The sequence below is a fragment of the Salinibacterium sp. dk2585 genome, from assembly GCF_008001035.1.
GTDB lineage: Bacteria > Actinomycetota > Actinomycetes > Actinomycetales > Microbacteriaceae > Homoserinimonas.
The window spans coordinates 2,482,475-2,495,970 of sequence record NZ_CP042856.1; the positions used below are offsets into that span (position 1 = coordinate 2,482,475).

Annotated in this window: 11 protein-coding genes; 1 reads left to right on the forward strand and 10 read right to left on the reverse strand. The window is 69.0% G+C overall.

What is annotated here, in order from left to right; genetic code table 11:
- Window positions 1-69: 69 nt before the first annotated feature.
- The 10 genes from FVA74_RS11720 to FVA74_RS11765 form a co-directional block, all read right to left on the reverse strand.
- Entirely contained in the window at window positions 70-1,845 is a 1,776-nt protein-coding gene (locus FVA74_RS11720; RefSeq protein ID WP_147722672.1) for an acyl-CoA dehydrogenase, read from the reverse strand.
- A gap of 109 nt (window positions 1,846-1,954) precedes the next feature.
- Window positions 1,955-2,596, reverse strand: coding sequence for a hypothetical protein (locus FVA74_RS11725; protein WP_147722674.1), 642 nt, complete (start codon window positions 2,594-2,596; stop codon window positions 1,955-1,957).
- A gap of 58 nt (window positions 2,597-2,654) precedes the next feature.
- Entirely contained in the window at window positions 2,655-3,605 is a 951-nt protein-coding gene (locus FVA74_RS11730) for a Ppx/GppA phosphatase family protein (RefSeq protein WP_147722676.1), read from the reverse strand.
- Window positions 3,606-3,627: 22 nt separating this feature from the next.
- The gene (locus tag FVA74_RS13910; protein ID WP_370454511.1) at window positions 3,628-5,814 is read right to left on the reverse strand and encodes an SDR family NAD(P)-dependent oxidoreductase; all 2,187 of its coding nucleotides are present in this window, start codon (window positions 5,812-5,814) and stop codon (window positions 3,628-3,630) included.
- Between the two features lie 216 nt (window positions 5,815-6,030).
- Window positions 6,031-6,753: a phosphotransferase gene (locus tag FVA74_RS11740; RefSeq protein ID WP_147722678.1), complete on the reverse strand. Its 723-nt coding sequence runs from the start codon at window positions 6,751-6,753 to the stop codon at window positions 6,031-6,033.
- A gap of 17 nt (window positions 6,754-6,770) precedes the next feature.
- A complete protein-coding gene (locus FVA74_RS11745) occupies window positions 6,771-7,601 on the reverse strand; it encodes a zinc-ribbon domain-containing protein (protein WP_147722679.1) in 831 nt (276 codons plus the stop codon).
- Between the two features lie 36 nt (window positions 7,602-7,637).
- Window positions 7,638-8,162, reverse strand: coding sequence for a signal peptidase I (locus FVA74_RS11750; protein WP_168220127.1), 525 nt, complete (start codon window positions 8,160-8,162; stop codon window positions 7,638-7,640).
- A gap of 5 nt (window positions 8,163-8,167) precedes the next feature.
- Window positions 8,168-9,760, reverse strand: coding sequence for a hypothetical protein (locus tag FVA74_RS11755; RefSeq protein WP_147722681.1), 1,593 nt, complete (start codon window positions 9,758-9,760; stop codon window positions 8,168-8,170).
- On the reverse strand, window positions 9,757-10,347 hold the full coding sequence (locus FVA74_RS11760) for an LPXTG cell wall anchor domain-containing protein (protein WP_147722682.1): 591 nt from the start codon (window positions 10,345-10,347) through the stop codon (window positions 9,757-9,759). The genes FVA74_RS11755 and FVA74_RS11760 overlap by 4 nt, the downstream gene beginning before the upstream one ends.
- A 7-nt stretch (window positions 10,348-10,354) precedes the next feature.
- Window positions 10,355-10,882, reverse strand: a complete 528-nt coding sequence (locus FVA74_RS11765; protein WP_147722683.1) for a hypothetical protein — start codon at window positions 10,880-10,882, stop codon at window positions 10,355-10,357.
- Between the two features lie 306 nt (window positions 10,883-11,188).
- Between FVA74_RS11765 and FVA74_RS11770 the strand changes: the two genes are divergently transcribed.
- On the forward strand, window positions 11,189-13,468 hold the full coding sequence (locus FVA74_RS11770) for a LuxR family transcriptional regulator (RefSeq protein ID WP_168220128.1): 2,280 nt from the start codon (window positions 11,189-11,191) through the stop codon (window positions 13,466-13,468).
- The last annotated feature ends 28 nt before the right edge of the window (window positions 13,469-13,496 follow it).

Sequence of the window (13,496 nt, forward strand, 5' to 3'; positions counted from 1 at the left end):
GCCGGCCGCAGAAATGACGGATGCCCGGCCGCGCACGCGACCGGGCATCCGCTTCTTCTTGGGGGGGGGTCAGCTCGCGAGCGCCTCCGCGTCGAGCGCGAAGAGGTCGCGGTCGCCGGCCGTGACGGCACCGGCAAGCCCGCTTGCCGCGGGAAGCAGCTGCTCGGCGTAGAAGCGGGCGAGCACGAGCTGCGACTCAGCCTGCTTCGCGTCGTCGAGGGCTGCCGCCGCAAGCGCGGACTCCGCCATGAGCCAGCCGCCCACGACGAGCGACCACTGGCGGAGGAACGGCACTGAGCCCGACAGCACCGACGAGAAGTCCCCGCCTGCGCCCGTCTGGAGCATGTAGCCGGTCGTCTTCAGCAGCACGTCGAACTGGCGGCCGAGCTGCGTGCGGATCGACGCGAACTCGTCACCGGCGGCCTCAAGCTTCGCCTCGACCTCCCGCATCTGCGCGATGAACTCCATGAACGACTGGCCGCTGCGCACGCCCATCTTGCGACCCACGAAGTCAGCGGCCTGGATGCCGTTGGTTCCCTCGTAGATGGCGGCGATGCGGACGTCGCGCATGTACTGGGCGACTCCCGTCTCCTCGATGAAGCCCATGCCGCCGTGGATTTGCACCGTCAGCGAGGTGACCTCGTTGCCGAGGTCGGTGCCGAAGGCCTTGCTGATGGGGGTGAGGAGGGCGGCGAGCTCTTCCGCACGCGCCCGCTCCGTGGCATCCGGCGAGTACAGCGCCTTGTCCATGTAGATGCCGTTGAGGTAGATGATGCGGCGGAGGGCCGAAAGGTAGGCCTTCTGTGTCATCAGCATGCGGCGCACGTCGGGGAAGTCGATGATCGGCGAGTCCTGCGTGGCCCCGATCGCCTTGCCCTGGATGCGCTCCTTCGCGTAGGCGAGGCCCGCCTGGTAGGCGCGCTCCCCCACCGCGAGGCCCTGCATGCCGACCGAGATGCGCGCGCTGTTCATCATGACGAACATGGCGCGCATGCCCTGGTTCTCCTCGCCGACCAGGTAGCCCTTCGCGTTCTCGTAGGAGAGCACGCAAGTGGGCGAGGCGTGGATGCCCATCTTCTCCTCGAGGGAGACCGTGTGCACCGAGTTGCGCTCGCCGATCGTGCCATCCGCGTCGACGTTGAACTTGGGCACGATGAAGAGCGAGATGCCCTTCGTGCCGGCGGGAGCACCGGGGGTGCGCGCGAGAACCAGGTGGATCGTGTTCTCGGTGAGGTCGTGGTCGCCCCAGCTGATGAAGATCTTCTGGCCCGAGATCGAGTAGGTGCCGTCGTCGTTGGGCACTGCCTTCGTCGTGAGGGCGCCGACGTCGGAGCCGGCGTGCGGCTCCGTGAGGTTCATCGTGCCGGTCCACTCGCCGCTGACCATCTTGGGCAGGAAGAGCTGCTTCTGCTCGGGCGAGCCGTAGTGCAGGAGGGCGTCGATCGCGCCCTGCGTCAGCAGCGGGCCGAGGCCGAAGCCCATGTTGGCCGCGAGCAGCTGCTCCTGGATGGCGAGGCCGACGAGCCAGGGGAAGCCGCCGCCGCCGAACTCCTCGGGGAACTGCAGCGAGATCCAGCCGGACTCGACGAGCTTGTTGTAGGCCTCCTTGAAGCCGGTCGGCGTCTTGACCGTGCCATCCGCCTGGAGCTTTGAGCCCTCCAGGTCGCCCGCGCGGTTCGTGGGCGCGATGACCTCGGCCATGAACTGGCCGCTCTGCTCCAGCAGGTCGACGACCGTCTCGAGGTCGGCGTGCTCGTAGTTCGGGTAGGCGGCGATGTCGTTGTAGCCCACGACGTGCTCAAGGATGAAGGCAGCGTCGGATGTCGGCGGTCGGTAGTCACTCATGGCGTGATGCTAACGCTGGGCACAACAGAATGCCGAAAAGTTCGTGGCATGGGCACTGTTGGGCCCGCAGAACGGCGGCCCGGACTCGTGGAAACCACCACCCGCGCGGTCAGGCGGTGGGTGACGAAGGGTCCGTATCGATGGGGGCGGCGGGCCGCAGGGCGTGGGCCATCCACCACCAGGCGAAGACGCCGATGGCGACCGTCACCGCGAGACTCGCCAGCACGAGGAGCCCGCCGCCGACGAAGAGGGCTGGCAGCTCCCCCTCCCCGCGGCTCGGCATGACCGTGAGCATGTTGCCCGGGATCGAGAGCACGGTGCTCGCGACCCATCCCGCTACGATGCCGATACCCAGCGCCGCCCACGTGATCGCCGTAGCGCGCGAGTTGCCTGAGGACTTCAGGATGCGCACGCTCGCGAAGTACCCGGCCAACCAGAGCGCGACGCCCAGTATTGCCACGACGAGGGCGATCCACCAGTACGACTGCACGATGTCGGTGACGGTCTGCACGAAGTCGTCGGCCGCGCCGCCCGAGCGGGCAAGCGACGCGCCGATGAAACCCATGACCCCGAAGACGACGGTGACGATCACGACCGCGAAGACCGTGCCGAAGCCGAGGGACATGAGCGTGTAGCCGACACCACCGGCGATCATCGCGCCGCGCTTCTGCCCGACGGAGAGTGGCGGCCTGCGCGGCGGAGCCTGCACGGGGCCGGCGGGGCCATAGCCGTAGGGGGCTGGGGTGCTCATGAAGACCTACCGATCCGATCGGTGACGCGGGTTGGCAGCCAGACTAATGGGCGGGCGCTCAGTCGGCGAGAGACAACGCGGTTCCATCGAGGATGTCGTGCTCGCTCGTCACGACCCAGTGGAGCGGTGATCCGGCGGCCTTCGTCTCCGCAGCGACCCTCTCCAGCACGGTCGACCAGATGGTGGCGCCCGCCGCGATCACGTCGACGCGGCCGGGGTGCACGTAGGGCAGGATGAGTCGCTCCTCCCGCGGCATGCTCGCGAGCGACCGGCAGGCCTCCAGCACGTCGTCGAGGCGCAGCCGGCTCCCGTTGACCGCGGCGGAGTCGTAGTCGCTCAGCTCCATCGCGTGCGCCGTCACGGTCGTGACGGTCCCTGCGACGCCGATGACCTCCCGCGCGGCACCGAGGTCCACGATGCTCGCCGCATCGTCGAGGGCCAGCTCGACATCGCGGCGCACCGCAGCCAGCTCCTCGGCCGTGGGCGGATCGGAGCGGATGTCTCGTTCCGTGAGCCGCACGCTCCCGACATCCATCGAGTGCGCCGCCTCCGGCACGGTCTCGCCAAGCACCAGTTCGGTCGACCCACCGCCGATGTCGACGACGAGTCGGCGGGAGCGCTTGGCCGCGGCATCCGGAATCGCACTCAGCGCCCCGCGGAACGACAGCCGCGCTTCCTCGTCGCCGTCGATGACCTCAGGCTCGATGCCGAGTATCTCGCGCACACTGTCGAGAAACAAGTCGCGGTTCGCGGCGTCGCGGGTGGCAGATGTCGCGACGAACCGCATCCGCTCGACCCGGTGCTTGCGGCACAGCTCGGCGTACTGCTGGGTCACCGCGAGGGTGCGCGCGAGGGCGGTCTCGTCGAAGCGCCCCGTGCGGTCGACACCCTGGCCGAGACGCACGATCTCGAGCGAGCGCACGATGTCGTGCAGGCGGCCGTGCTTGATGTCGGCGATGAGGAGACGCAGCGAGTTGGTGCCGCAGTCGAACGCGGCGACGCGGGTCACAGGGCGCTCCTGACGGTGGTGCTCATAGACGCGATCCTACGCGTGCGTGCGTGAGGACCCCGGGGATCTCGCCCCGCTCGGGAAGGTCGACGCCGCGCGCAAAGTCTGCCCACAGCTGGCGCACCTGCCGCGCGTGCCGCTCGACCTCGGCCCACGGCGCGCCCGCGAGGATCTTGGAACGCTTCCACGTCTCCTCGTTGCCGAACAGGAACGGCAGGTCGATTGTGTGGGCGGCACCGAAGTCATTGTCGGGAGCTGACCAGGAGAAGACGTAGTGCCGCGCTCGGCCCCCTGCCGCCGCATGACGGCGGGCGAAACGACGGGATGCCGCGCCGTAGATGATGCGGGTCAGCACCGAGTCGATCGCCCCGACGGCAGGGCGGCCCAGCACGGGCACTTTCGCCAGCCGCTGCACCTTCTCGACCTGGGGGGCGAAAAGGCGCGACTCCTGGGAGGTGTGACCAATGAGCACCTCGATGTGGGGAGCCGCAGCATCCAGTGCCGCATCGAGCTCGTGCTCGGCCGGCAGCGGCACGTGGCCGGGCTGCGGCCCGAACGGCATCCCACCGACGAGGCCGAAGCTGCCCCCGATCGCGGAGACCCGCGCCTGTCGCGCGAGCACCGCACCCACGGTCGATTCGGCCGTCAGCCCCGCCGCGGCGGCACCCATCGCCTCGTTCATTGCCTGCCGTCCACGGCCGATGCCGAGGGGCGCGCTCTGGAGGATCGCCCGGGAGAAGAGGCGCGGGGCATCCGGTGTCGCCATGATGTGGGCGATCGCGTCGGCGCCCGCCGACTGGCCGAATGCCGTCACCCGCTGCGGGTCGCCACCGAACGCGGCGATGTTGCGTTGCACCCAGCGGAACGCCTCGATCTGGTCGAGCAGGCCAAGATTCGCAGGATGCCCGTCGGGCGTCGCGAGGAAGCCGAAGAGGCCGAGGCGGTAGGTCACGCCGACGACGATGACGCGCTGCTCGGCGACCAGCGCGGCGGGATCGTGCATGGGGATGTCGGCGGCGCCGATGACATAGGAGCCGCCGTGGATGAAGACCATGACGGGCAGCGATTCGCCGGGCCGGAGGTCGGCCGGCACCGTGACGCTCACGTTCTGGCAGTCCTCGCTGTCGTCGATGAAGGACTGCCCCGTGCCCATGGCGTCGGCGAGCGCGAGCGACGGCAACTGCGGGCAGGCAGGCGCGGGAGCCGTCGCCTGCAAGGGCTCTGCCCAGTCGGCCACGGGCGCGGGCGGGGCGAACCGTGCGGCGCGGGCGTACGGGATGCCCGTCGCTCGGATCACCGCGCCGTCGAGCCGCCCAATGACCGGCCCGCACGGCGGATCAAAACGGCCGTCGTGCTTGTGGGATGCGGGCTCCGGCGACGCGGTGAGCCCGAGCATCCGCTCGCTCTCCTCCCACAGCCGCCGCGCCGCCTCAGCATCGTAGGCCTGCGGGTTGGTCTTCGCGATGCGCTGATGTTCGTAGAATTCGCCCGAGATCCAGTCGACCCCAGGCTGCCCCTCGGCGAGCGCGACGAGCCCGCTCGCGCCCTCCTCCGGTGTGATGAGGCGCAGCAGGTGACGCAGCGGCGTGCCATAGACCAGGCGCATGGGGCTGGTCGTGTCGCTCGCGAAACTCGTCGCCACCACCCCGGGGTGGAACGCGGCCGTCGAGATGCCCTCGCCGTTGAAGCGCAGGTTGAGCTCCCTCGTGAAGAGGATGTTCGCCAGCTTCGCATTGCCGTAGGCACGGTTTGCGGATGCGCCGCGGTCATTGTTGAGGTCGTCGAGGTCGAGCCGGGCGAACAGCTTGGCGGCGGCGCTCGACGTGTTGATGACGGATGCCCGGCTCGCAATCAGCGTCGGCATGAGCAGGTTCGTCAACAGGAACGGCGCCAGGTGGTTGACCTGGAAGGTCTTCTCGAAGCCGTCCTCCGTGCGCTCGCGTGTGCCGAAGATCCCGCCCGCGTTGTTGGCGAGCACGTCGATGTGGGGGAAGTCTCGGGCAAGGGCAACCGCCAGCTCGCGGACCTCGCTGAGGCGGGCGAAATCGGCGAGGTAGAACGGCGCATCCAGCTCGGCCGCGATACGCTCCGTCTTCTCACGGGAACGGCCCACGATCACGACCCTGTGCCCGCGGCGGGACAGTTCCCGCGCCGCTGCTGCCCCGATGCCGTCGCTTGCCCCTGTGATGATGATCGTCTTGCCGCTCACCGCTTGTCCCCTCGCTCGGTGGTCAGGCTACTCCGGCACCGGACGCTGCAGCAGGTGTTTGCCAGCGAACGCCCACTTGCGAGGAGCCGTGCCGCTCAGCCCCGGATATCGCGCAGACGCACCGACGAATACGAAGGCGCGGCCTCCGTAGTTCGGGATGGTCGGGATCGTCTCTGCGTCACTTTCCGTGATGGCAAGTCATTATGGCACCGCGACTCAGAGGAGGGAACGAAGGTACACAGCATCGCGCTCATACTCCTCCGACTCATCCAGCAGGTGCGGCTTGCCAAGCTCCGCCGCCTTCTCCCGCGAGAACTCAGCAAGGTCGTGGAGTCGGATGACCGCAACCCGCAACACATCAGCCCATGTGGCATCCGTGCCGTAGGCATCGAGAATCGTTTGCACCCGTCGGGGCGCCTCATCCATGCCCGGCGCACCCTCGGGAGTCTCGGCAGTGAGGGGCACCGCCCGAGTGGCGAAGTACGCGATATCCCAGAGCCTCGGCCCCGGGGAACACATGTCAAAGTCGATGGCGCCGACGATCGCGCCGTCACGGAACGCCAGGTTGTGGGGCGAGAAGTCGTTGTGGCAGATGACCTCCGCGGGAACCTTGGCCGGGGACTGCCACACGGCCTCATCGAGTGCGAACCCGATGCTCGCGTCGTGCAGCTGGCGCAGCAGCCGGCCGCCCTGCGAGAGCACCGACTCATCCCACACCCACTCGGGCAGCGGATAGACCGGCACAGTGCCGTCGATGAAGCTGAGACGCTCGCGGTCTCCCTCGATGCCGAGCGGGCGCGGCGCCCAGTCGACCCCTGCGATGGCGAGGTGGTCGAGGTACCGGTGCACCGTGGGCGTCCACGGTCCGGCCTGGCGCAGCACGGTATCGCCCTCGCGCGTGACGTTGTTCATGTTGCCGCCAACCAGCATGCCGTCCATGCGGTCAGGCTAGCGGCTCAGCGCAGGTAGGCATCCACCATCAGCGGCCCACGGATGTCGCGGAGCCGCTCGATCAGGCGGTCGATGCCCTTGCCCGTCACCGACGACATCTGCAGGTCGAAGGGACCGATCGGCTGCAGCTTGCCGGTGCGGATGCGCACCACTTCCCAGCCCGCCGAGCGGAGGGCCCGGTCCTTGCGGCGGTCGGCCTGCTCCTTCTTGCCGACATGCTCCAGGCCGTGCCGACCGGTGCTGTCGTACTCGATCGCGATGCGGAGTTCCGGCAGCAGGATGTCGGGCCACACCTCCGTGTGCTGGAAGAAGGGACGGGCGACCTTGACCGCGTTGAATTCATCCGTCAGGTCGAGACGTTCGAAGAGATCGGCGCGTAGCTGCGCCTCGACCGAGGAGGCCGGTTTGGGCGCGCACTGGCTGAGGAAAGCCTCCCCCGTTGGCAGCTGCGGCGTCTTCAGGCAGATCGACGGCGCGGGCTTTCGCGGCTTCGCGCGGCTCGCGACCGGCACACCGGCCTGCACGGGGCGAGGTTTCGCCATCGCGAGGCATTCGGGGCACCACACCGAGCGGCGCCGCTCACGGCCTGGACGTTCGCGTTGCTCGGTCGGGGTCGCGACAAAGTAGTGACCGATCTCGCACTGCCACGTGAGATAGACATCGGCGGCGGGCGGAACCTGCGTCAGCGTGATGCCGGCGTTGAACTCGGGGTGGTACTGCCGCACGAGCACGGGATAGTGGGCCCAGGCCTCGCGGTAGGTTCCGACCGGGTAGGGCACCTCGCTTCCCCGTGAGAACTGGCGGCGCGCCCACCAGTCCTCGATCCTCTCCGGCATGGCGGCAACGGTAGTCGCTACCACCGACATCGCCAGTCAGCGGCGCTGCATCGCTCGCGGGGATGGAGTTGCAGCCGGCGTGCGGCGGGCACCCTCAGCCACCGGAGAGCTGGAGGTCGTCGCAGGTTGCCGCCGCGGAGCAAACAGGGCGGCGACGATGACCGCGCCGAGCACGAGCCGGGCGGGCACCGACGTGGCCGCGGTGAGCCACTGCGCCGCGGCGCCGCCGACATGCGCGAGCGGGATGCCGTAGACGTCGTCCTCCATGATCCACCCCGGGTCGGGCGCGGCGTTGGCGTCACCCTTGAGACGCGCCTCCCCTTGACCGGCCTCGACAACCCGGTGCGCGTACACGGTGGGGGGCTCCCCCACGAACACGATGTTGCCGACCTCGAGGTCATCACCCGTGGGTGCCCCGATGACGACGACGTCGCCATACCGGTAGGTGGGTTCCATCGAGCCGCCATCGATCATCATGAGCGAAACACCGGCGCCTAGGTGGAGCAATGCGGGCGCCGCGAGCAGCGTGGCCGCAACACCGGCGACGGTCCAGCGCAGCATGCGCATCACTGTAGCGGCGCGGTGACACCCGTCGCCGCGGGCGCCACCCACCCGCGCTTCGTGTAACCGACTGAGTAGGTCACCGATACACCTGCGCCAGGCGCGCAGCGGGTGCCGCCGGATGCGACGACCCACGCCGTCTGGCAATTCGCTCCCTTGAAGAGGTCGGCAACGACGCTCGTGGCAGGTGTGGACTGCTGCCACGTCGCGAGGCCGTCACCGATCTGTCCGGCGTTACCCTGTCCCCAGCATCGGGCGGTGCCAGACACCTGCACGGCGCACGTGTGATACCAGCCCGACTCCATCGTCGCGACCGAGGCGAGCACTGCGCTGCCCGGGGAGTTCGTCTGGGTCGTGGTGCCCTTCCCGGTCTGGCCGTAATCGGCGCTGCCCCAGCAGTAGGCCGAGGCGGATGCGATGGCGCAGGTGTGGTAGTTGCCCGCCGTGATCCGCGTGACGTTCGTGAGGCTCGGCACTCGGGTCGGCACTCGTTTGTTGGTGGTGTCACCGTTGCCGAGCTGGCCGTTGTAGGCCTCTCCCCAGCAGTACGCGTTGCCACCGGCGACGGCACAGGTGTGCTGCGTGCCGACATCCATCTGGGTGACGCCGCTGATGCTCGGCACTTGCACAGCGGCGAGCGACTCGTTCCCCGGCACCTCCACCCCGAGCTTGCCCGAGGTACCGTGCCTGCCCCAGCAGTAGAGGGCACCCGTCGACGCGAGCGCACAGCCATGCTCGGTAGCGACTGACACGGCGGTGATCGTGAGATTCCCCAGCCCTGCGACGGCGGCGGGGGTCGCTTGCGTCCACGGGTAGACGGGGGCGACACCGAGTCCAAGCTTTGGCCCCTGAGTGTTACCCCAGCAGTACGCCTTACCGCTCGCGACGGCGCATGTCGCGCTGTACCCCGCGCTGACCGACGTCACGGTGCCAGCGAGGCCGGTCACCTTGACGGCACTGTTGGCGGCGTTCCCCGTCTCGCCATTGCCGAGCTGGCCATACTGGTTGTCGCCCCAGCAGAAGAGTTCCCCGCCGGCCACGGCACAGGCGTGGTTCTGCCCTGCGGCGATGTCGGTCACGGGCGACGCCGAGATGCCGGCCACCCGCACGGGCCGATCGATGCCCATGGGGTAGAGCTCCCCGTTACCCGGACGGAGGCTTCCCCAGCAATACGCGGCGCCAGCAGCGATTGCGCAACTCAGGCTCGACCCTGCCCCGACCTTGGTGACGGGCTGCTGCGTCAGCGTCGCCTCCACCGTCAGATCGTCAGTGAACCCTTGGTGCCCGGCCGCCCCCGCTGGGCCGATCGTCGGGGTGATCGTCGTCGTGACTCCGGCGACCGTGCGCGTCGCGGTGTAGTTGGGCGCGACATCCGGTCGGAGCGTCGGGGTCGCCCAGCTGACGGTCGCCGTGCCTGAAGCGTTCCGGTACGCCGTCACGCTCGTCGGCGCACCGAGGGACGCCGTGGCGATCGACTGCGGTGTCGTGACCGCTGCGGTGTCGGTGAATGATGCACCCGCGAGACTGACGCCGGACGGCAGCAGCACAGCGGCAGCGAGCACGGCAACGATCGCGAGCCCTGGGCCCTTGCGCCTCATCGCTGCACCGCCGTCACTACGAGCGACACGGGCGTTCCGCTTGCCTGCACCCCGTTGCCCACGGTCTCGGGGAGGGTGAGGAACAACTCCGCCGTCACCGTCTCCCCCGCACCCAGCACGACCTCGTCAGCCTGCCCGCCGAGCTCCACCTCGGCGGTGAATGCCTGGGCGAGCGTGGATGCGGCATCCAGGCGTGCTTCGGCACTCACCTCGATGCTCCGGCTGAAGGTGTTGGTCACGACCGCGCTGATAGCGGCGACACGGTCACCGGGGAGGATGTTCGCGGTGCTTGCGTCGAGCACGATGTCGCCCACTTCGATGACGGTGCATCCGTCGGTATAGCTCACCCCACCCGTGGCCGCTTGCACTGGCCCTTCGTTGCCCGGGAGCGCCACCAAGACGACCGTGAGCGCGAGGGCTGCCACAGTAATGCGGCCGGTCCGGCGCCGAAGCAGCAGGACTACACCACCAGTCAGCAGCAACGCGACCGCGAGGAACACGAGCGGCGCTACGCCGCCCCCGGTTGCGGGAAGCGCAGCGACCGTGGCCTGGCACACCGGTGGTGCCGCAGGGAGAGGAATGGGCATCTGAGCCTCAGCGCGTCGCCCAGCCAGCAGTCGGCACTGGCGTGTTGCGAACCTGGATGGCATCGAACTGGGCGGTGAAGGCCGCATTCTTGCCCTGGAGTACATCGTCAACCGTGCCGGGCAACGTCACCGTAATGGTGACGTCGACGGCGTCGCCTGCAGCGAGCGCGACAGCCGACTGCAGGTAGCCGTCCTGCCATGCGGCGAGCGTCTGGGTCGCGGAAGGACCACCCGCGACGGCGACCGTGACCTGGAGCGCGTCCGCGAGGACGTCGTCGCCGCCCGCCTCGCGCGGCAGCGAGACGCCGTAGTACACCGACTCTGAGCCCGTGTTCGAGAGCGTAAGGGTGGTCGCGGTGCTGTCACCCGGCAGGAAGTTCGTCGCGGTGATCCGCTGCGATGTCGCCTTCGTCGCTGCGCCGATCTCGACGGTCGCGGTGGCCACGCTCTGGTTGGTGACGGTGGCCTGGGATGTGAAGTAGGCGCCCGCCATCCCAAAGCCACCGCCGAGGGCGAGGGCACCGGCTGAGATCACGACAACAGTTCGGATGCCTCCGCGCCGTACCGTCCTGTTTGTGTGCGCTGTCGCTTCGGGTGCGCCATCGCGTACAGGGGTAGCGTCCATCGTGTCGAGTCCTGTTCTGTGAGTCGGATGCATCGCCCTCCCGCGACGCAGCGTTCAGTTTGGCTTCGACGGATCTGCGAGAATCGCGTATATCGCACCTGGTTTTGTGCGCGGGGTGGAGGCAGCGAGATGGCAACGTGGCGTAGGGTCAGGGTCCCGCTCCGCCCAGCCAGCGTGAATCGCTACACCGAACTTGCGCGTCGCGAGCGTCGCTCGATGTTCTTCGTCGGCGCCCCTGGGGCGGGCGCTTCACAACTCGCGGGGAACATCGCGACGCAATTGCGTCTCTCCAACATCCCGGTCGCCCGATTCGACGATGCTGATCGCGCGCGGCGGATACCGCCGGTTCCATCGGACGCCGTTGTTCTCGCATCGGGCCGCGCCGGTGCGCCGCTCGACCCTGACGTGCAGCGCTTCCTCCAACAGCACACCGAGACAGTGCCGGTTTCGGCCCTCACCCGCGCCGAGCTTGAGCGCGTCGTTTCGCTGGCCTTGTCGAGCCCGCCGTCGTCGCGGCTGCTCGAAGCCCTCTGGCGCGCGTCCCACGGCAACCTGGCTGCTGCGCATACGGCCTACGAGGAGTTCGATCGCCAAGGCTGGATCACCAGCTCGCACGGGCACATGCACTTGAGCGTTCCCGTGCGAGATGCAGTCGACGCCATCGCCGTCGACACCTCCAGATGGGTGCCTTCCGACAGCGAGCACGTGCTGGTGACGCTCGCCCTGGAACCGCGGGCGCGGCTCGATGACCTCGAACGCGCGCACGAACCCGCCGCCGTACAGGGCGCCTTGGCGCGGGGGGTGCTGGCGCGGCACGGCGACGCGCTGTCATTGCATCCGCCCCTCCTCGCCGCCCCGCTACGTCGCCGTGCCGCGTCCACTGTGCGCGCTGACACCTTCGGGACGCTTGCCGATGCCCCCGGCGCGATCACCCGCCTTCCCGCGGTGGCGCTGTGGGCGTTGGGCCGGAAAGGGGATGTGGCCGCCGCCGCGAGTGCCGCAAAGGTCGCCTTCGCCGCACACGATTACACCACCGGCCTCGCACTCAGCGACACCGCCCTCTCGCACCATTGCGATCAGGCAACCCGCATAGCGCTTCTGCTGTTGCGCGCGCAGTGCCTCCGAATGCTCGAACGGCTAAGCGAGGCCAACACGAGCCTGAAGGAGGCGGCCGCGCTTGCCTACGCAACCCCAATAGTGAGCACCGAGTCCTTTGCACTCGCGCTTGACCTCGTTGCGACGCGGGCCGACCTGCTCCACTACCGCGACCGCTCCCCCGACGCGGCGCTACGCGTCATTGATGAAGCCAGCTCGCTCCTCGGCGAAGCGGCGGAACCCACCCTCGGGGCACTCTCGGTGCTCCATCTCGCGTATGCGGGACGCTTCCGCGACGCCCTCATGGAACACGCCCGCCTCGGGGATGCCGCGCCTGGAGCGCTCGCGCGCCGCATCGAAGCCATGCGCATCCTGGCCCTCGACGCGACCGGGAGCTCCGACGAAGCTGCCGTACTCCTCGGCCGACTCGACCGACAGGCGACAAGCACCGACGCCGGAGAGTGGGCCTCGGAGGAGCATTTGGGTGCGCGGTTCTCGGTGATGCTCCACGGACGCGGCGTGGCGGCGCTCGCCGCCGAGACGAATCGCTTCGCAGCTGCGGACACCGACGGCCGGATGCGCATCGATCACGGGATCCGTCGCCTGGCCGACGCTGAGATCGCGGTCAATACTGGCGATCTCGTGGCCGCTCTTGCCGCCGCGAGCGACGCGGTGAACACGATCGAACGTGATGGCCCCGAGGACTACCTGCCGCGAGCGCTGTCGCTTCGGGCGCTCGCGCTCGCGGGCACGGGCGAGTCGGTTGCGGCGCTCCGCGAACTGGTGCGGGCGAGGGCGCTCCCCGGCTTCGCCAATTCCCCTGTCGGCCCTGAGACCCGCGCGGCGATTGCCGGCACCTTCTCCCTGTCGGGCGACCACGAGTCGGCGATTTCGGAGTGCCGCGCACTCGTCGATGACGGGCTCCACGGTGTCGCCGTTCGCGCGGGAGTATTCGGAGTTCTTGAACGCCACGAGGAAACATGCCGTCTGCTGCTCGAACTCGAAGCGAGCGGCGACGTGGCAGCGCTCGTCCGGTCGCTCGCGAGCGTCACGCTCGCTCCGGGCGTTCGAGACGCCATGCGGGTCAGCAGGCAGGCGAGTGCGCTTGGCCAGTTCGCCATTGCGCACGCCGCCGCCCGTCTCGCGCAGGAACTGTGCGAACCCGGCTCTGCCCTGCACTCGACGGCCGGCAGGCTCGTCGCCGCAGCATCCGCCCACATCACCGGTAAGGCTGCCACCCCCGGCCGGGGCAGCCTCACCCGACGAGAGTCGCAGGTTTCCCAGCTCATGAGCGAGGGGCTCAGTAACGCCGAGATCGCCGAGCGCCTCCATCTGTCGAAGCGCACCGTCGAGGGGCACATCAACCGCATCTACGCGAAAACCGCGGGTGCATCGGCTTAGGTCGCCTTGGCGGGGGCCCGGAGCGCTC